General features: G+C 30.9%; 22 protein-coding genes and 5 tRNA genes. 16 read left to right on the forward strand and 11 right to left on the reverse strand.

Annotation, left to right across the window (positions count from 1 at the left end; all coding sequences use genetic code 11):
• Positions 1 to 76: 76 nt before the first annotated feature.
• Genes pseC through dcd form a run of 3 tightly spaced genes read right to left on the reverse strand, consistent with a single transcriptional unit; the run spans position 77 to position 2,752 of the window.
• Positions 77 to 1,198 (reverse strand): UDP-4-amino-4,6-dideoxy-N-acetyl-beta-L-altrosamine transaminase, encoded by a 1,122-nt coding sequence (gene pseC, locus ACZ5VL_RS06000; RefSeq protein WP_464200273.1) that lies wholly within the window; start codon positions 1,196 to 1,198, stop codon positions 77 to 79.
• Positions 1,195 to 2,181, reverse strand: coding sequence for a UDP-N-acetylglucosamine 4,6-dehydratase (inverting) (pseB, locus tag ACZ5VL_RS06005; protein WP_464198097.1), 987 nt, complete (start codon positions 2,179 to 2,181; stop codon positions 1,195 to 1,197). The genes pseC and pseB overlap by 4 nt, the downstream gene beginning before the upstream one ends.
• A 1-nt stretch (position 2,182) precedes the next feature.
• Entirely contained in the window at positions 2,183 to 2,752 is a 570-nt protein-coding gene (gene dcd / locus ACZ5VL_RS06010; RefSeq protein WP_464198098.1) for a dCTP deaminase, read from the reverse strand.
• Between the two features lie 131 nt (positions 2,753 to 2,883).
• Here dcd and accB point away from each other — a divergent pair, with 131 nt between their 5' ends.
• The 9 genes from accB (at position 2,884) to ACZ5VL_RS06055 (ending at position 6,323) form a co-directional block, all read left to right on the forward strand.
• Positions 2,884 to 3,339, forward strand: a complete 456-nt coding sequence (gene accB / locus ACZ5VL_RS06015; RefSeq protein ID WP_464198099.1) for an acetyl-CoA carboxylase biotin carboxyl carrier protein — start codon at positions 2,884 to 2,886, stop codon at positions 3,337 to 3,339.
• Positions 3,339 to 4,673, forward strand: coding sequence for an acetyl-CoA carboxylase biotin carboxylase subunit (locus tag ACZ5VL_RS06020; RefSeq protein ID WP_464198100.1), 1,335 nt, complete (start codon positions 3,339 to 3,341; stop codon positions 4,671 to 4,673). The genes accB and ACZ5VL_RS06020 overlap by 1 nt, the downstream gene beginning before the upstream one ends.
• Before the next feature lie 128 nt (positions 4,674 to 4,801).
• Positions 4,802 to 4,879: transfer RNA gene (locus tag ACZ5VL_RS06025), tRNA-Pro, on the forward strand.
• Positions 4,880 to 4,883: 4 nt separating this feature from the next.
• Positions 4,884 to 4,959: transfer RNA gene (locus ACZ5VL_RS06030), tRNA-His, on the forward strand.
• 8 nt (positions 4,960 to 4,967) lie between these two features.
• Positions 4,968 to 5,044 (forward strand) — tRNA-Arg (locus tag ACZ5VL_RS06035).
• A gap of 12 nt (positions 5,045 to 5,056) precedes the next feature.
• Positions 5,057 to 5,133: transfer RNA gene (locus ACZ5VL_RS06040), tRNA-Arg, on the forward strand.
• A 9-nt stretch (positions 5,134 to 5,142) separates the two neighbouring features.
• A tRNA-Leu gene (locus ACZ5VL_RS06045) sits at positions 5,143 to 5,227 on the forward strand.
• Between the two features lie 399 nt (positions 5,228 to 5,626).
• Positions 5,627 to 6,031: a hypothetical protein gene (locus ACZ5VL_RS06050; RefSeq protein ID WP_464198101.1), complete on the forward strand. Its 405-nt coding sequence runs from the start codon at positions 5,627 to 5,629 to the stop codon at positions 6,029 to 6,031.
• On the forward strand, positions 6,024 to 6,323 hold the full coding sequence (locus ACZ5VL_RS06055; protein ID WP_464198102.1) for a hypothetical protein: 300 nt from the start codon (positions 6,024 to 6,026) through the stop codon (positions 6,321 to 6,323). Before ACZ5VL_RS06050 ends, ACZ5VL_RS06055 begins: the two co-directional genes overlap by 8 nt.
• A 313-nt stretch (positions 6,324 to 6,636) precedes the next feature.
• Here the strand turns inward: ACZ5VL_RS06055 and ACZ5VL_RS06060 are convergent, their stop codons facing one another.
• Both ACZ5VL_RS06060 and ACZ5VL_RS06065 read right to left on the reverse strand, forming a co-directional pair.
• Positions 6,637 to 7,629, reverse strand: a complete 993-nt coding sequence (locus ACZ5VL_RS06060; protein ID WP_464198103.1) for an iron-sulfur cluster assembly scaffold protein — start codon at positions 7,627 to 7,629, stop codon at positions 6,637 to 6,639.
• Positions 7,630 to 7,646: 17 nt separating this feature from the next.
• A complete protein-coding gene (locus ACZ5VL_RS06065) occupies positions 7,647 to 8,828 on the reverse strand; it encodes a NifS family cysteine desulfurase (RefSeq protein WP_464198104.1) in 1,182 nt (393 codons plus the stop codon).
• A gap of 202 nt (positions 8,829 to 9,030) precedes the next feature.
• Between ACZ5VL_RS06065 and panC the strand changes: the two genes are divergently transcribed.
• From panC to ACZ5VL_RS06095, 6 genes are all read left to right on the forward strand, one after another.
• Positions 9,031 to 9,852, forward strand: coding sequence for a pantoate--beta-alanine ligase (gene panC, locus ACZ5VL_RS06070; protein WP_464198105.1), 822 nt, complete (start codon positions 9,031 to 9,033; stop codon positions 9,850 to 9,852).
• A 2-nt stretch (positions 9,853 to 9,854) separates the two neighbouring features.
• Positions 9,855 to 11,162: a 30S ribosomal protein S12 methylthiotransferase RimO gene (gene rimO / locus ACZ5VL_RS06075; RefSeq protein WP_464198106.1), complete on the forward strand. Its 1,308-nt coding sequence runs from the start codon at positions 9,855 to 9,857 to the stop codon at positions 11,160 to 11,162.
• Positions 11,155 to 12,132, forward strand: a complete 978-nt coding sequence (tilS, locus tag ACZ5VL_RS06080) for a tRNA lysidine(34) synthetase TilS (RefSeq protein WP_464198107.1) — start codon at positions 11,155 to 11,157, stop codon at positions 12,130 to 12,132. Before rimO ends, tilS begins: the two co-directional genes overlap by 8 nt.
• Before the next feature lie 75 nt (positions 12,133 to 12,207).
• Positions 12,208 to 12,558 carry a hypothetical protein gene (locus tag ACZ5VL_RS06085; protein ID WP_464198108.1) on the forward strand — a complete coding sequence of 117 codons (351 nt, stop codon included), beginning with the start codon at positions 12,208 to 12,210 and terminating at the stop codon, positions 12,556 to 12,558.
• A 9-nt stretch (positions 12,559 to 12,567) separates the two neighbouring features.
• On the forward strand, positions 12,568 to 12,891 hold the full coding sequence (locus ACZ5VL_RS06090) for a hypothetical protein (protein WP_464198109.1): 324 nt from the start codon (positions 12,568 to 12,570) through the stop codon (positions 12,889 to 12,891).
• A complete protein-coding gene (locus ACZ5VL_RS06095; RefSeq protein ID WP_464198110.1) occupies positions 12,884 to 13,183 on the forward strand; it encodes a hypothetical protein in 300 nt (99 codons plus the stop codon). The genes ACZ5VL_RS06090 and ACZ5VL_RS06095 overlap by 8 nt, the downstream gene beginning before the upstream one ends.
• Position 13,184: 1 nt before the next feature.
• Here the strand turns inward: ACZ5VL_RS06095 and ACZ5VL_RS06100 are convergent, their stop codons facing one another.
• From ACZ5VL_RS06100 to ACZ5VL_RS06125, 6 genes are read right to left on the reverse strand one after another with little or no spacing between them, the layout of a single operon-like run.
• Positions 13,185 to 13,709: a hypothetical protein gene (locus ACZ5VL_RS06100; RefSeq protein ID WP_464198111.1), complete on the reverse strand. Its 525-nt coding sequence runs from the start codon at positions 13,707 to 13,709 to the stop codon at positions 13,185 to 13,187.
• Positions 13,699 to 14,223, reverse strand: a complete 525-nt coding sequence (locus tag ACZ5VL_RS06105) for a hypothetical protein (protein ID WP_464198112.1) — start codon at positions 14,221 to 14,223, stop codon at positions 13,699 to 13,701. The genes ACZ5VL_RS06100 and ACZ5VL_RS06105 overlap by 11 nt, the downstream gene beginning before the upstream one ends.
• Positions 14,220 to 15,203, reverse strand: a complete 984-nt coding sequence (locus tag ACZ5VL_RS06110) for a hypothetical protein (protein WP_464198113.1) — start codon at positions 15,201 to 15,203, stop codon at positions 14,220 to 14,222. Before ACZ5VL_RS06110 ends, ACZ5VL_RS06105 begins: the two co-directional genes overlap by 4 nt.
• 58 nt (positions 15,204 to 15,261) lie before the next feature.
• The gene (locus tag ACZ5VL_RS06115; RefSeq protein ID WP_464198114.1) at positions 15,262 to 15,891 is read right to left on the reverse strand and encodes a lysophospholipid acyltransferase family protein; all 630 of its coding nucleotides are present in this window, start codon (positions 15,889 to 15,891) and stop codon (positions 15,262 to 15,264) included.
• Positions 15,872 to 17,131, reverse strand: a complete 1,260-nt coding sequence (gene miaB, locus ACZ5VL_RS06120; protein ID WP_464200274.1) for a tRNA (N6-isopentenyl adenosine(37)-C2)-methylthiotransferase MiaB — start codon at positions 17,129 to 17,131, stop codon at positions 15,872 to 15,874. The genes ACZ5VL_RS06115 and miaB overlap by 20 nt, the downstream gene beginning before the upstream one ends.
• 35 nt (positions 17,132 to 17,166) lie before the next feature.
• Entirely contained in the window at positions 17,167 to 17,409 is a 243-nt protein-coding gene (locus tag ACZ5VL_RS06125; protein ID WP_464198115.1) for an HP0268 family nuclease, read from the reverse strand.
• Positions 17,410 to 17,574: 165 nt separating this feature from the next.
• Here ACZ5VL_RS06125 and nusA point away from each other — a divergent pair, with 165 nt between their 5' ends.
• The gene (gene nusA / locus ACZ5VL_RS06130) at positions 17,575 to 18,708 is read left to right on the forward strand and encodes a transcription termination factor NusA (protein WP_464198116.1); all 1,134 of its coding nucleotides are present in this window, start codon (positions 17,575 to 17,577) and stop codon (positions 18,706 to 18,708) included.

Consider the following 18,708-nt stretch of genomic DNA (forward strand, 5'->3'; position numbering starts at 1 on the left):
AAATGGGTAATATTCTACAAGAAAATAGCTTAAATTTAAGACATAAAATCCAATTTATTCGCTGTTATGAGCTATTTTAAGGAAGGCAACCTTTAAATTTTGATAAAATTTCCAAAAGCTTTGAAGCTACAAATTTAGCATCATCCATACTCATCATTTGATGGCAAGGTATGCTAAGTTCTGATTTATAAAACTCATCTGCGTTTTTAAGGTATATTTGCCCGTATTTGTTTTTGTAGAAATCAAACTCATATGTAGGTTTATAATGGACTTGTGCTCCAATGCCAGCTTTATGAAGATCTTCATAGATGTCTTGCTTGTTGCACCATAAATTTCTATTTAGCAAAATAGGATAAAGATGTCTTGTGGATTTTTTATTTTGAGGTATTTTTATGGTTGTAAAATACTCGCAATTTTTAAACTTTTCATCATAAAATTTAGCTATATTTTCTCTAGTGTCTAGCATATTATCAAGCTTTTTAAGCTGAGAAAGCCCAAGAGCACAAGCAATATCGCTTAGTCTATAGTTGTAGCCAAGCAAGTTCATTTCGCTATTCCAAGCTTGTTTTTTACTTATGCCATGACTTCTGTACACTCTTGCTTTATTTGCTATATTTTCATCATTTGTGCAAAGACAACCTCCTTCAAAAGTGGTAATTGGCTTTATAGCATGGAAGCTAAATATTGTTATGTCTGCTTTTGAGCCAACTTTTTTGCCATTTACTTCACTACCAAAAGCATGAGATGCATCGTCCATGACTTTTAAGTTATATTTTTTTGCTATATTTAGGATTTTGTCCATTTCTACGGCATTTCCGCCAAAATCCACAGGAGTTATAACTTTTGTTTTCGGGGTTATTAGGTTTTCTATCTTATTTTCGTCTATGTTGCCATCAAATTTAATATCACAAAATTTAACATCTGCTCCACACATTAAAGCTGCATTTGATGTAGCTGCAAATGTTATAGGTGTTGTTATAACTTCGTCTTTTTTTTCTAGTCCTAAACATAGATATCCGACATGTAAAGCTGAAGTTGCGGAGTTCATTACAACTGCATATTTGGAGCCAGTATAATCACATATCGCTTTTTCAAACTCATCTACTCTTCTCCCGCATGTTATAATGTCGTCTTTTAGAGCTTCTAGAACAGCTTTTATATCGTTTTCATCTATTAGTTGTCTGCTGTAAGGTATCATTGTATTATCTTTAAAAGTTCTTCTTTTGTAAGCCATTTATCGTTTGTATCGGATGTATACTCGAAACCTATTTTTACTTTTTTGCCTTTTTCTTTTAGCTCGTTTATACTAAAGTCTATTTTTCTGTAAATATCTATGGAAGGCTGTATAACATAATGATCATCAAACTCAAGCACGAGATGAGAGTCATCTCTTGAAATCATTGCTTCATGCATTTTTTCGCCTGGTCTAATACCTATAATTTTGATTTTTAAATTTGGAGCCATTGCTTTTGCTAAATCAACTATCTTCATAGATGGGATTTTAGGAACAAAAATTTCACCGCCTTTCATTCTTGAGAAATTTTTAATGACGAAATTCGCACCCTCTTCAAGAGTTATCCAAAATCTTGTCATTTTATCATCAGTTACTGGAAGCTCTTTTGCTCCATTTTCTATAAGTTTTTTGAAAAGTGGTACAACTGAACCTTTTGAAGCTATAACATTGCCGTATCTGACCACGCTATATTGCGTTTTTTTATTTCCTACGATATTGTTTGCTGCGGTAAAAAGTTTATCACTTGCTAGCTTGGTTGCACCATATAAATTTATAGGATTTGATGCTTTATCTGTTGAAAGGGCAATAACCTTTTTAACTCCACACTCTAAACTAGCATCTATGACATTTTGAGCGCCCATAATGTTTGTTTTTATACATTCCATAGGATTATACTCAGCTATAGGAACATGTTTCATAGCGGCTGCATGTATAGCAAAATCAACTCCATTCATAGCGCTTTTTAGCCTACTTAAATCTCTTACATCGCCAACGAAATACCTCATGCAAGGGGTTTTAAAAATTTGAGACATTTCATAATGCTTTTGCTCATCTCTTGAGTAAATGATTATTTTTTTAGGCTTATATTCATTTAGTAAAATTTGTGTGAATTTGGTTCCAAATGTGCCAGTACCGCCTGTTATGAGAATCGTTTTGTCATTAAACATGCTATTGCTCCTTTTGTAATATTCTAGGAAGAGTTATGCCTTCTTGATTTTGATATTTTCCTTTTTTATCAGCATAACTTATTTCACATTTTTCATCACCTTGGAAAAATAGAACTTGCGCAATACCTTCATTTGCATAAATTTTTGCAGGAAGTGGAGTTGTGTTTGATATTTCTATAGTTATATGTCCTTTAAAGCCTGGTTCAAAAGGGGTAACATTTACTATAATACCACATCTTGCATATGTACTTTTGCCAAGGCATATTGCTAAAACATCTTCTGGCATATTAAAGTACTCAACTGTCCTTGCAAGAGCAAAGGAGTTTGGTGGAACTATACAAATATCGCCAACGAAATCAACTACATTTTTTTCATCAAAATTTTTTGGATCAACTACAGTCCCACCGATATTTGTAAAAATTTTAAACTCTCTTGCCACTCTTATATCATATCCATAGCTTGAAAGTCCATAGCTTACAACACCAACACCAACATTTTGTTCGCAAAAAGGCTTTATCATATCGTATTGTAGACTTTGTTCTCTTATCCATTCATCGCTTTTTAAACCCATTTTTTTCCTTTTTGTTTTAAAGATTATATCAAAATTTAAGTAAAATTAAATAAAAAATATATGCTATAATAACTCTTTATTAAAATATATATAAAATTTAGGTACAATAACCAAAATGATAGGAGTAGTCAATGAAAAAAGAAGAAATCGAAGAATTAATGAAATTTTTTGATACTATAAATATAGGTAGAGTAAAGATAAAAAGAGATGATTTTGAAATAGAGTTAGAAAAAATGCCACAATGTGAGACTCATCCCCAAGTATTACCTGCTGCTATAATGCAATCACAACAATTATCGCCTGTGCAACAACCCGTTGCAACTGTATCTTGTGAAAAACAAGCGCCAAAAGATAGTATAAATTCTCCAATGGTAGGTACATTTTATATAGCCCCAAGTCCAGGAGCAGCACCCTTTATAAAAGCTGGTCAAAGTGTTAGAAAAGGCGATGTTATAGGTATAATAGAGGCTATGAAGATAATGAATGAGATAGAGGCTGAGTTTGATTGTAAAATTAACGAAATACTAGTAGCTGATGGTCAACCAGTAGAGTTTGGAATGCCACTATTTACAGTGGAGAAACTTTAATGGAAATAAAAAGAATATTAATAGCAAACCGTGGAGAAATTGCTCTTAGAGCTCTTAGAACTATTCAAGAAATGGGAAAAGAAGCTATTGTAGTTCATTCAACTGCTGATAAAGATGCTCTTTATGTAAAATATGCCGATGCGAGTATATGTATAGGTGCGCCAAGAAGTAGTGATAGTTATCTAAATATACCAGCTATTTTAAGTGCTGCTGAGATAAGCGAAGCTGATGCTATATTTCCGGGTTACGGCTTTTTAAGTGAAAATCAAAATTTTGTTGAAATTTGCGAAAAACACAATGTTAAATTTATAGGACCTGGTGTTGAAGTAATGTCATTAATGAGCGATAAAAGTAAAGCAAAACAAGTCATGCAAAGAGCTGGCGTACCAGTTGTACCAGGCAGTGATGGAGAGATAACAGATATAAACATCGCTAAAAAATTAGCAAAAGAGATGGGATATCCTGTTATATTAAAAGCAGCAGCTGGTGGTGGCGGTCGTGGTATGCGAGTTGTTGAAAGAGAAGAAGATTTGGAAAAAAACTTTTGGGCGGCTGAGAGTGAAGCGGTAAGTGCATTTGGAGATGGAAGTATGTATATGGAAAAGTACATATCAAATCCAAGACATATTGAAGTTCAAGTTCTAGCAGATGAACATGGAAATGCTGTTCACATAGGAGAAAGAGACTGTTCTATGCAACGCCGTCATCAAAAGCTTATAGAAGAAAGTCCGGCATCGCTTCTTGATGATTCAACTAGAAAAAAACTTCACGAAACAGCAGTAAAAGCAACTAAAGCTATAGGATACTCAGGCGCTGGAACTTTTGAGTTTTTATATGATCAGGCAAGTAAAGAGTTTTATTTCATAGAGATGAATACAAGACTTCAAGTAGAGCACTGCGTTAGTGAAATGGTAAGCGGGCTTGATCTTATAGAGTGGATGATACGCATAGCCCAAGGTGAGAAGCTTTTATCTCAAGATGAGATAAAATTAAGTGGACATGCAATGGAGTGTAGAATTACTGCAGAAGATCCTAAAAGCTTTGTACCAAATCCTGGTAAAATTACAAAATATATAGCTCCAGGTGGTAGAAATGTAAGAATGGATAGTCATATTTATGAGGGTTATAGTGTTCCGCCATATTATGATTCCATGATAGGAAAATTAGTTGTTTATGAAAAAGATAGAAATAGGGCAATAGCAAAAATGTGTGTTGCGTTAGATGAACTTGTTATACAAGGCATAAAAACAACTAAAGATTTTCATAGAACTATGATGAGTAATCCAGATTTCATAAACAATAGATATGATACTAACTATCTATCTAGACATTAATATCTAAATATAGTTCTTTTGGATCTAATAAAAATAGAAATGTTAAAAAATTTCTATTTTTTCTTGACTTTATAAATGTTTTTAGATAAAATAATATTTCGTTTTTGTAATCTTAATGATTTACAAACCGGGGTGTAGCGCAGTCTGGTTAGCGCATCTGGTTTGGGACCAGAGGGCCGAAGGTTCGAATCCTTTCACCCCGACCATTTGGTGAGTTTAGCTCAGTTGGTAGAGCATCAGATTGTGGTCCTGAGGGTCGTGGGTTCGATCCCCACAATTCACCCCACAACATTGGCGCTCGTGGCTCAACTGGATAGAGCAACAGACTTCGGATCTGTAGGTTGAAGGTTCGACTCCTTTCGAGCGTACCACCTTATTTTTATGCGCTCATAGCTCAGCTGGATAGAGCAACGGCCTTCTAAGCCGTAGGCCAGAGGTTCAAGTCCTCTTGGGCGTACCATTTTGTTGTGCGGATGTGGTGAAATTGGCAGACACGCCAGACTTAGGATCTGGTGCCTCACGGCGTGAAGGTTCAAGTCCTTTCATCCGCACCATCATAAAATTTCATTTTTTTATTTCAAAAGCTAAATTTTTTCATAAATTTGACGATTTCAAATTTGCATATCTCTTTTATCTTTAAAAGGATTTAAAATGATAAATAGCATAAATGGATTTGACTCAAATTTAAATTTTTATAATACAAATACAAATTTTTAAAAGAAAACTCTGCAAAAGAGCAATCTGTAAATCAGACTAACGAAAACAAATCAAAACAAAATTTAAAAACCATAGAAATTAAAGAACAACCCAAATCACAAGAAGATATAGCTAAAGATAAAGCTAGATTTAGAAAGTATTTTTACCAATCAGGTTTTGATACTCTTAGGGAATTTATAAAAGTTAATGATAATGAAGTTGATTGGAAAGAAAAATCTATAGCTTAACTAGAAGAATTGCTAAATAAAAAATTTACCAAACAAGAACAAGAGAATCTTTATATAATAGATATAATAGATATAATAGATATAATAGATATAATAGATATAATAGATATAATAGATATAATAGATATAATAGATATAATAGATATAATAGATATAGCAAATAAAGAAGACCCAGACCTTTTGATTGATAATAGTTTAGTAACTTGGCTATATCATCTAAGAGAAAAAGTCGCTCAGAATGGGAAATTGTCTATTTGGGATAGAAGAGCTGGCTGGGGAACTGAACAACAAAGGCAAGAATTAGAAGATTTTTTTAATTCACTACCATTAGGTGGAGCTATTAGTAGTATTGGTGAAAATCTTTTAAATAATTATTTCGATGAGGATATAACAGAGTTTAAAAGTATTGTATAGAGAAGATAGAGAAAAAACAACAGCTGCAAGAAAGGCTCAAGTAGAACAAGAAAATAAAGAAATAAGAGAATATAACGAAAAACTAGCAAAAGAACGAGAAAAAGAGATACTTGATAAATATAAGCCAATAGAAGGTAAAACTTTTAATAAAGAAACTTACAATATGGAAAATGACCCAAGACTATTTTATGCTAGTAAACTTTTAATGAGAGAAAATAAAGTTGATGTAAAGCTACTTTTAGAGCTAATCGAAGCTTATGAGAAAAAAGCAAAGCTTGATATAAAGGCTTAGTAAAACTGCATAAATTGTATCTACACAGAAAATGCACTAAAATCTAAATTTCTAATCCCAGCCAATCATTTTTTAGCTACATTTTTAAATTTCTTGTTTCTTTATCTTGTATTTCACTCATTTTATTGCCATAATCAAACGAGCGTGGAAAATTATTAGTTGATGAAGTAAAATTCTAGTTTAATTTTATTCATATCATCTTTTAATTTCTTGTCGCATAAATACTATAATTGTTTTAACCAAAAGTTTACAAAGTGGCAAATCTAAGTAGCATCATGAAAGAAGTTAAAGAGAGTTTGCAAGCTCTCTTTAATCATACTGGATAAACTCTGATGTTTGGACTTAAATTTTCTTGCAAAACATTTTCTATAGCATACAATGTTCCGCTTGATCCGCTTGCGCAACCACTACAAGCACCAAGATATCTTATATAAATTTCAGTTTTGTTAGATTCGTCTGTTTTGATATCTAAGATTTCTAAATTTCCGCCGTCAAACTGTAGCATTGGGCGAATTTCATCATCTATTATACTTTCAACTGCTTTAAATTTACCTATAGTATTTAGCTCTTCAAAGCTCATATCATTTGTGCCACCACTTACTTTTGCATCAGCAAGTTCTTTTAGTTTTTCTTGCTCCATTTCGGCTCTAGTGCTAGCTAAAATATCTACTAGATGGTATTGTCTTTTTTCGTGCCCACCTGGTTTTATACAGCTTTTACAAAATGCACCAGCTTTTGTAAACTGAGTTATCTCTTCAACTGTTTTAAGGTTGTTTAGTCTTATAACCTCTTTTATAGTTCCAAGGCTAACTCTAGCACACTCACAAACTATAATCTCATCTTCAAAATGTTCTGGATCAACGCCTTTATATTGAGCGGCTGCAGCTTTTATAACATCATAAGCCATAACTGAGCAGTGCATTTTTTGCGGCGGGACAGCTGGAGTATCAGGATCATCACGCATAGCTTTTTCCACATCTATATTTGTTATTTTTACAGCTTCATCTACGGTTTTGCCGATGCAAAGTTCTGCCATAGTATCACTACTTGCGATGGCTGTTCCACATCCAAAACTTTTAAATTTTGAATCCATAATTTTATTTGTTTTTTCATCTACAAGCCAGTAAAGCCTTACGGCATCACCGCAACTCTCAGCACCAAAATCGGCTATTATAAGCCTATAGCCTTTTTTTTGCGCTTCTTCTTGTGTAATCTCTCCCATAAATTTTGGATGATTCATTCTATCTTGAACTTTCTTGGAGTACTCTTCCCAAATAGATCCACCGATAAGTTGATTTTTTGCCATTTTTGTTTTCCTTAAAATTATTTTTCTAAACTATAAGCGAAAGTTGATGAAATTTCTCTTAATCTATGTGTCGCTTTTGTGATATGTTCTATCGCATATTCGATTTCTTCTAGTGTGTTAAACCTGCTTAAAGATAACCTTAAAGCGGTATGTGCTAGCTCTTTATCTGCGCCTATTGCTTCCATGATAGGATTACTCTCAAGTGTAACACTTGCACATGCTGAGCCTGTTGATGCTCCAATGCCAACCTGATTTAAATCCCAAAGCATCGCTTCACCTTCAACACCCTTAATAGAAGCAAGAATTGTGTTTGGAACTCTTTTATCTCTACTTCCAACTGATGTGACATCACTTATTTTAAGAAGTGCATCTTCAAGAGTATCTCTTAGCTTTCTAACATGTGAGTTTTCAAAATCTATAAATTTATTACAATTTTCAAGAGCTTGTCCCATAGCAACTATCCCAGCTACATTTAGAGTTCCGCTTCTTCTTCCACCCATATGTTCGCCACCATGAAGAAGTGGTGTAAGATTTGCACTATCTTTTATATAAAGTCCGCCAACTCCTTTTGGTCCATGAAATTTATGCGCAGAAAAGCTCATAAAATCTACATCGACATCTTTAACGTCTACTCTTAATTTTCCAACAGCTTGAGTTGCGTCTGTGTGAAATAAAACACCTTTTTCGTGTGCGATTTGCGCCATTTCTTTTATGGGGAAAATCATGCCTGTTTCATTATTTGCCCACATTATGCTTACAAGTGCAGTTTTATCTGTTATAGCATCTCTTAAATCGTTTGGATTTACTATACCTTCATTGTTTACTGGAAGTTCTATGATATTAACTCCAAAAGTTTCTAAAAATTTACAGGCGGCCAAAACAGCAGGGTGCTCAACAGAGCTTGTTATAATTGTATTTTTTTCTCCATCAAAGATTTTATCAAAATAAATGCCTTTTATGACCCAGTTTATGCTTTCGGTTGCACAGCTTGTAACAACAATATCGTCACTATCTTTTGCATTTATACCAGCATATAGCTGATCCATAGCTTTCCTAAGAGCTTTATGTGTATTTGTTCCAAAGCTATGAAGAGAATTTGGATTGCCATACATATTTTCATCTTGTAAAAATGGTTTCATGGCATCAAAAGCTTCTGGATCTAGCATAGTTGTGGCATTGTTATCCAAATATACTTTCATTTTTTATATTCCTTTTTATTTAGGATAAAAATTATCCTTTTTTAATTATAGATAATATATAAAATTTACTGAATTTTTGATTAAAATATGTTAAAAATACCAAAAAGCTACAAAATACTCAAAATTAAATGACTTTATATTTTTAAAATTTTAATTTGTTATAATTCAAATAAAATTTTATATTCAAGAAGAGTTTTAATAAATGTTAGTTATAAAAAATATCAATGAATTAAAAAAATTTATTGAAAAATCAAGTAAAAATATAGGTTTGGTTCCAACAATGGGAGCCTTGCATGATGGACACATAAGCCTTATAAAACAATGCGTTAGTCAAAATGAAGTAAGTATAGTTTCTATATTTGTTAATCCAGCACAGTTTTTACCAGGCGAAGATTTTGAAAAATATCCTAAAAAAGAGCAGGCTGATATAAGAATATGTGAAATTCTTGGAGTAAGTGCGGTTTTTATGCCAAGTGCCAATGAAATGTATTTTGAAAATGAACCACTTATAAAAGCGCCATTAAATTTATCTAATATATTAGAAGGCAAAACAAGGCCTGGACATTTCGATGGTGTTTTAAGGGTATTGAATAAATTTTTTGCTCTTATAAGACCAAAAAATGCATATTTTGGAAAAAAAGACACACAACAACTTATAATAGTAGAAAATATGGTGAAATCTTTTTTTATGGATATAAACATAGTTCCTTGCGAGATAGTTCGTGCAAATGACGGACTTGCACTTAGTTCTAGAAATGAGTATCTTAATGAGAGTGAGTTGTGTATGGCATTAAAACTATCTCGCGCACTAGTAAAAGCTGCAAATTTAATAAAACAAGGCGAAATATACTCTCAAAATATTAAAACACAAATGCTTCAAATTTTAGAACCACTTAAAGTCGATTATGTTGCTATTACTGATAGAAATTTATCTGAGATAGAAAAAATAGAAATAGGAAATACTATAGTTTTAATAGCAGTTTATATCGGTAAAACCCGTTTAATAGATAATATTTGGTTGTAAAAATGTCAAAACTTTATCTTGTTTCTTTAGGATGTAATAAAAACTTAGTTGATAGTGAAATAATGCTTGGCAGGCTTAAAAGCTATGAACTTACGCAAAATCCTAGCGAAGCTGATGTTATGATAGTAAATACTTGTGGCTTTATAAACAGTGCAAAAGAAGAGAGTATAAATACTATCTTAGAGCTTGCTAATTATAAAAAAGAAAATTCAGTCCTAGTTGTAACAGGATGCTTGATACAACGCTACAAAGAAGAGCTTATGAGAGAACTTCCTGAAGTTGATATATTTAGTGGTGTTGGGGATTATGATAAGATAGATGAAATTATCTTAAAAAAACAGAGTATTTTTAGCCCACAAGTTTATCTACAAAAAAACGAAAAAAGAGTTATAAGTGGTTCAAATTTCCACGCTTATATAAAGATAGCAGAGGGTTGTAATCAAAAATGTAGCTTTTGTGCTATACCTACTTTTAAAGGCAAGTTAAAAAGCAGAAATTTAGATGATATCGTAAATGAGGTTAAACAGCTTTGCGAAAATGGTTATTATGACTTTAGTTTTATAGCTCAAGATACAAGTAGTTATAACAAAGATAATGGGGTAAGCGACGGTCTTATCGAGCTCATTGATAGAGTTGAAAAGATAAAAGGCGTGAGATTTGCAAGGATTTTGTATCTTTATCCGACCACAACAAGCAACAAGCTTATAAAACGCATCATATCTTCAGATGTTTTCGTAAATTACTTTGATATGCCTATACAACACATTAGTGATGATATGCTTAAAATTATGAAAAGAGGTGCTAGCAAAGAGCGCATAAAAGAGCTTTTAAATTTAATGCGCACATCTAAAAACTCATTTTTAAGAACAGGTATTATTGTAGGACATCCCGGGGAAAAACAGAGTGATTTTGATGAATTATGTGAGTTTTTAAGTGAGTTTAAATTTGATAGAATTTCAGCTTTTGCCTACTCAAAAGAAGAAGATACAGCTGCTTTTTTTATGGAGCAAGTGCCAAATAGCACAGTTGTAAAAAGACTAAATAAAATTGAAAAGTTAATAAATAATATCATCTCACAAAATTTTAAAAACGAGATAGGAAAAGAGATTTTATGCGAGATAAATGGCATAAGTAGCGAAGGTGAGATGTTTTATGGCGCTAAAAATGTACTTTGGGATAAGGACATTGATGGTGAAATTTTGATAAATGATAGCATGCTTAAAACGCTAGAAACTAGTAAGGTTTACAGATGCAAGATAACAGATACTACTAAAGATAAGCTAATAGGGGAAATTTTAAATCTTGCATGAGATTTTAGAGATATTAAAAAACGGTAAAAATTTACTTGCCTTTTCTCATGGAAGTGATAGTACTGCACTTTTTTACATCTTAAAAAATATAGGTGTTAGCTTTGATATGGCGATGATAAATTATAAAACTCGTAAACAAAGTGATGAAGAAGAAAAAAGCGCAAGAAAACTTGCTAATAAATTTGGTAAAACTTTGCATATAAAAGTTGCTAAACTAGATTTATCTAAGAGCTCAAATTTTGAAAGTATTGCGCGAGATATTAGATGGAGTTTTTTTGAAGAACTTGCTATTAAATTTGGCTATACAAACATCATAACAGCGCACCAGATGAATGATAAATTCGAGTGGTTTTTGATGCAACTTAGCAAGGGTGCTGGACTAAACGAACTTCTTGGCATGGATAAAATAGATAAAAAAGAGCATTTTAGTGTCATAAGGCCACTTTTAGATGTATCAAAACAAGAAATTATGAGCTTTTTAGAAGAAAACAAGATACATTTTTTTCATGATAGTTCAAATGATAATTTTAAATTTAAAAGAAATTTTATAAGATCAAATTTCAGCGATGAGTTTATAAAATTTTATGCAAACGGTTTAAAAAGAAGCTTTGATATGCTAAAAAGCGATGCAAAAGCTCTTCAAAGTGAGATAGTTTTTAGAAAAGATGAGCTTTTTATCATAAAAAATGATGAGTGTTTTTTAAGAGGGATTGATGAGTGTTTAAAAAAACTTGGTTATGTAATGAGCCAAAATCAGCGAAAAAATATAACTAAAAGCTGCGTGATAGGTGGTAAATTTGTAATATGCAAAAATGAAAAATTTATTTTCATTGCTCCTTTTGTAGATGTAAAAATGGATAAAAAATTTAAAGAGCTCTGTAGGGTTTTAAAAGTTCCTGATAAGATAAGACCATATCTAGCAAGTAAAAATATAGATGTAAAAATTTTAAAAGAGTATTTGACTTTTTAGTTTTAAAGCTAAATTTTTTCATAAATTTGACGATTTCAAATTTGCATATCTCTTTTATCCTTAAAAGGATTTAAAATGATAAATAGTATAAATGGATTTGAATCAAATTTAAATTTTTATAACACAAATACAAATTTTTTAAAAGAAAACTCTATAAAACAAAAAGAACAATTAACACAAGAAAATTCTAATATCAAAGAGCAAAACTCTGCAAAAGAGCAATCTGTAAATCAAACTAACGAAAGCAAATCAAAACAAAATTTAAAAACCACAGAAATTAAAGAACAACCCAAATCACAAGAAGATATAGCTAAAGATAAAGCTAGATTTAGAAAGTATTTTTACCAATCAGGTTTTGATACTCTTAGGGAATTTATAAAAGTTAATGATAATGAAGTTGATTGGAAAGAAAAATCTATAGCTTAACTAGAAGAATTGCTAAATAAAAAATTCACAAAAGAAGAACAAGATAATTTATATAAACTAGACATAAGAGATATAGCTGTAAAAGAAGACCCAGACCTTTTGATTGATAATAGTTTAGTAACTTGGCTATATCATCTAAGAGAAAAAGTCGCTCAGAATGGGAAATTGTCTATTTGGGATAGAAGAGCTGGCTGGGGAACTGAACAACAAAGGCAAGAATTAGAAGATTTTTTTAATTCACTACCATTAGGTGGAGCTATTAGTAGTATTGGTGAAAATCTTTTAAATAATTATTTCGATGAGGATATAACAGAGTTTAAAAGTATTGTATAGAGAAGATAGAGAAAAAACAACAGCTGCAAGAAAGGCTCAAGTAGAACAAGAAAATAAAGAAATAAGAGAATATAACGAAAAACTAGCAAAAGAACGAGAAAAAGAGATACTTGATAAATATAAGCCAATAGAAGGTAAAACTTTTAATAAAGAAACTTACAATATGGAAAATGACCCAAGACTATTTTATGTTAGTAAACTTTTAATGAGAGAAAATAAAGTTGATGTAAAGCTACTTTTAGAGCTAATCGAAGCTTATGAGAAAAAAGCAAAGCTTGATATAAAGGCTTAGATTATTTCACACCGTAAATTCTGATATTAAAAGTTGTATGTATGAGATTTCCTTCACTTTTCATATTTATAGGGAAATCCACTTTTACGACATTATCATAATTTTTCAAATCATCTAAAAAGTTATAAAATTTAGATGGTGTATTCATAGCGCTTGTTACATTTAATTCATATCTATAATATTCATCGTTGCTATCTGTTTTTGGAAGCTCATTTAAATTTACATTATCAAAATACTTACTAGCAAATGCCATAAAAGAAATTTCATTAAATTTATTGTTTAAAGATTTTAATGTAAATTCATTTGTTTTTTGAATGTCTGTTAGCTCGCCAAAAGTTGTTTCAAAATTTTTTTGTATTTTAAGAAGAGCATTTTGGCTTGAGGTGTAAGTTGCTTCTATTTGTCTGTATTCTTTTATATTTGGCACAATAAATACAAAAATCATAAAAGAGCTGATAGCTAAAAAAATGACTATGTATATAAGTAATTTTAGTATATCTATATCTTCAATGCTTCTATCGTTCATCATATATCCCATAATCATTGATTTTATTTGTATTTACGAAATTTAACCAACCACTTTTTGTTTGATAAAAAGTTGTATTTGAAGTGCTAAATATGGATTTTAAAGGAACGGCTAAGAGCATATCAAATACATTTTTAGTTGGCGTTACACCTTTTATGATAAGGGTTGTTTTATCCATATAAACTTCATCTAATATGATGCTATCTGGAACTAAATCAAATAAATTTTTTATGCTTTGCTTTAGTATCAAGTTTGTTGCATATATGCTATTTGCTGCATTTTTTTGCTTGGTTAAAGTTGCTATTTGTTGTTCGCTTTGATGAATTTTATCTATGGTTGCCGAGTATTCGCTGTTCATTTGAGATGTTTGTTTGCTTAGGGTTATATTTTGATACTTGATGAATAAATTTGAAGCAACAAGTGCAACAAACACAAGTATGATAAATCCTATCCAAATTCTAGAAAATAGTGAAAATATCGGTTTTTTCTTTGGTTTTATTAGACTATATGTCATATATTTATCTCTTTTATCATGAGATTATTCATAATTTCAATTGTATTTATATCATAATTTTCTATTTTTACTAGAAGTTGTGATTCTAGGTAACTTAAAAATGTTTTGCTTATTTTGGCATTATTGAAAAATACGATTTTTTCTATAAATTTAGCTTCATAGAGTTTGTTTGAATAATATTCTTCTATAGCACTTACTATGTATTCGTAAGCTTTCATATCTCTACCAAAGATTGAAATAGAGTTTGCGATATTTTTATCTTCAAGATTTCCAATATCTTGGAAATCTAAATCTTTTGTGCTATCTAGTGAATCAAGGGATTCTAGTTTGTCAAAACTATTTAATTCCTTTTCTGTTGAAAGCATTTCATCTATTTGGGTTGTGTCAAGCTGCTGTAAGCTTGTTTCATCTTCTATCTCTTCAGTTATGGATGTAATAAAAAAAGCACCAAATTTCATCTTATCTTTTTCAAAAACTGTGAGAGCAAGTGAATTTATATGATTATAAATATACAGTGTAGTAGCTTGTGAAAAACCTATGGTTTGAATCTCTTTATACATAAGCGCAAATGGTGAGTATAGAAGATCTACTTTTAGATTGCCAAGTATATTTTTTGAAAGTTTAATCTCCATGTAATTTGCATAGATAGACCAGTTTAATGGCATATTTATAATTTTTACTTTATTTGGATCTACTCCGTAATCTACATAAGCATTTGTATTTGTTGTAGGTAAAGCACCTTGAGACATATAGTCAAAAAATAGAGCTATATAGATATAAGAGCATTCTTTTTCATATTTTTTAATATAATCTATGGCTTTAATATTTGCTTTGTTGTTTTCTGGATGTTCAAAGCTAGCTTCTATTCTTTTTACAATTTTACCGTTTTTTAGTATTGCACCATAAATTTTACACTCTTTTGACTCTATAAGTACACTAACAAAGAGATTAGAAAATAGTTTTCTTATTGAAAATGACATAATTATCCTATGTTGTTATTGACTGTATATATTATCAAAAATGAGTTTAAATTTAAATTTATTTTTTTAATTGTGACATCTTTTGTGCTAAAAATTCTTTTGCTTCGTCAATTTGCATATCTGTTATATAAAATGGCTCTGATAAAAAATATTCTATTTTACTAAAAGGCTTTGGTAAAATCATCTTATCCCAACTTTTAAATTGCCAATATTTACTTGCTTCATAGTTTAAAATTTGTATAGGGATATTCTTTTTTTGTGGTATTATCACAGATCCGTCACTTATAGAGTGACGAGGACCGCGTGGACCGTCTGGGGTTATTAGTATATCAATTTCATTATCTATGTCTTTAAAAGACTGTATTAAAACACGAGCCCCACCTTTTGAAGTACTTCCCCTAATCGCTCCTATACCAAATCTTTTGATAACTCTTGTAATAATTTCTCCATCTTTGTGATCGCTTATGATGACACTTGTTTGTCTAGTTTTTGGCCACCAATGTTTTTTTGCAAAAGGCATCATAGCAAGTCTATCATGCCAAAACATTAAAAAGCATGTTTTTTCACTAAGTTTTGTGTTAGAGTATGTCTTTTTGCAAGTAAAAAATATAATTTTTATAATCAAAAAAATGGTAAATTCTGCTAAAAAAATCATAAAATCTGATTTTTTATTGGCTGATTTCGCCATTTAAAACCATTCTTTTTGGGTCTTTTATGAGAACATTTTTAGTTAAGCCAAGAAGTTCTTCGCTACCATTAACTTCTACTAAAAAATTATTAAAACTTCTTCCTGCAACTTTACCGCCATTTCTTAACTCATCAAAGTACACACTATAAATTTTGTTTTTTTGAGTTAAAACAATTTCATCTAGAATTTTATTTCCAAGATTTTGCAATATTGTAAGGCGATTTGACGCAATGTCTTCTTTTATAAATTTATCTTTCATCTGCGCAGCTACTGTTAGTGGACGAGGACTAAATTTAAAAGAGAAAATTTGTTCAAATTTAACTTGTTTCATAACATCAAGAGTATCTTCAAAATCTTTATCATTCTCTCCTGGAAATGCTACGATGATATCAGTGCTAATGGCTACATCTTTGCAAAGTGAACGAATTTTCATAGCTCTATCTAGATACCATTCTTTTGTATATCCTCTTTTCATAGCTTTTAAAATTTCAGTTGAGCCACTTTGAAGTGGCATGTGTATGGATTTGCAAATTTTAGGATTGTTTACAAAAATATCTATAAATTTATCATCCATATGTAAAGGATGTGGGCTTGTAAAGCGGATTCTTTCAATTCCGTTTATCTGGCTAATTTTCTCTAGTAAATTGCTAAAATTTATCTTTTCATGCGAACTTGAAAATCTTTTACCATAGTTATTTACATTTTGTCCTAGTAAAAAAACTTCTTTTGTACCTTTATCTGCTGCTTTTTTTATCTCATTAAGTATGATTTGTGAGGGTATAGATAGTTCGTCACCTCTAGTGTGTGGAACTATACAGTATGTGCATTTTTTATCACAACCTATCATAATGTTTACATAGGTTTTGTATGGAGAGCTTCTATATGAGTTAAAATCGTATGTTGTTTCGTCGTTATTTATGTCTGTGCTTATAAATTTAGGCTTTCTAATAGCCTCGGAGATTTTAGAAACATTTCTTGCTCCTAAAACAAAGTCTACATAAGGAGCTTTTTTAAAAATTTCATCTCCTAAATGGCTAGCTGTACATCCACAAACTCCTATCTTTGCACTAGGTTTTTTTTCTTTAGCAAAAGAGCCTATTTCGCTAAAGAGTTTATGTACAGGTTTTTCTCTAACAGAGCAGGTATTTATAAGTATGAGATCAGCTAATGAAATATCTTCTGTTAGAGTATAATCATCTTGCAGTTCTGCTATGATATGCTCGCTATCGCGCACATTCATAGCACAACCTAGAGTTTTTATATATAAAAACTTGCTCAAAGTATGTGCACCTCGTACATATAGTCATTTTCGTTAAGTCCGTATCTTACAGTTCTATGATATACGCTAAAGCCTTTTTTTTCAAAATGCTCTACAAAAGATAACATATCTTTGTGTGAATTTTCTTTATCTAAATAAAAAATTTTTTGTCCAACTTTTTGGATATCTTCTTCTATTTTTGTAATAGAAACGGATTTTGGCTTGCCGTTTATATCGTTTCTAGCTAGTTTTAACTCCATTGTTTTGCCTTTCATACTTTTTAGGACTGAAAAGTATATCAATTTTTGACTAAAAAAGGTATTAAACTAAATGAAAGAGTAAAAATTGTATAATTACAGGGCTCACTAATTTTAAATCCCAATAGATTTATTGCTGTTAGATTAAAAAAGATAAAAGGAAATATTTTGGAAAGAATTATAGATATAATTGAATCAATTGCAAATGAAAAAAAATTAGAAATAGAAGATGTAAAAGAGCGCGTAGTAGCTGCTATTACAAATACTGCTAAAAAAATTTATGGATATGAATTTGATTATGATGTTACCTTTGATGCAGTTAGTAAAACTATAAAGTTATATCAAAAAATTTTGGTATTAGATAATGAAGATGATAGACTAGAGGTAGAATGTAAAAACTTCATATCATTAAGTGAAGCTAAAAAAATAGATCCTAGCTTAGAAGTTGATGATGCTTTAACTTATGAGCTAAATTTTGATAATCTTGGAAGAACTGCTGCTGGAATTCTTTCAAAAGAGCTTGATTACCATATACAAAAACTTATAGAAGAGAAAATTTTTGAAAAATACAAACAAAAAATAGGAAAGATTATTTTTGGTGTGGTTACTCACATAGATAGCGATGAAAATACTTTTATAGAAGTTGATGATATAAAAGCCATTATGCCTAGAAAAAATCGTATAAAAGGTGAAAAATTTAAAGTTGGAAGTGTTGTAAAAGCTGTTATAAAAAATGTTTATATGGATAAAATTTATGGTGTTAAGGTGGAAATTTCAAGAACAACGCCTAAGTTTTTAGAAGCTCTTTTAAGTGCCGAAGTTCCAGAGATAAAAGATGGATCAGTTATAATTCAAGCAAGCTCTAGAATACCAGGGGAGAGAGCAAAAGTTGCTGTTACGTCTACATCTCCAAACATTGATCCAGTAGGAGCAACAGTAGGAACAAAAGGTGTTAGAATAAATGCAGTAAGTAGCGAATTAAATGGTGAAAATATAGATGTCATGGAGTTTGCAGCTCAGCCAGAAATTTTTATTTCGCGTGCTATGAGCCCAGCGATAGTAAGTTCTGTAAAAATTGAAGATAAAAAAGCTATAATCTCTTTAGTTGGCGAACAAAAAAGTAAAGCTATCGGAAAAAGCGGTATAAATATTCGCTTAGCATCAATGCTAACTGGTTATGAAATAGAGCTAAATGAGATAGTTAAAAATAGTGAAGCTACAACTAGTAGAAAAGATATAAAACATGAAGAAACAAAAAGTCACGATTTAACAGATCTTAAAAAGCTTTTTGGAAATATATAA

The sequence above is a fragment of the Campylobacter sp. GTC17093 genome (assembly GCF_055397635.1).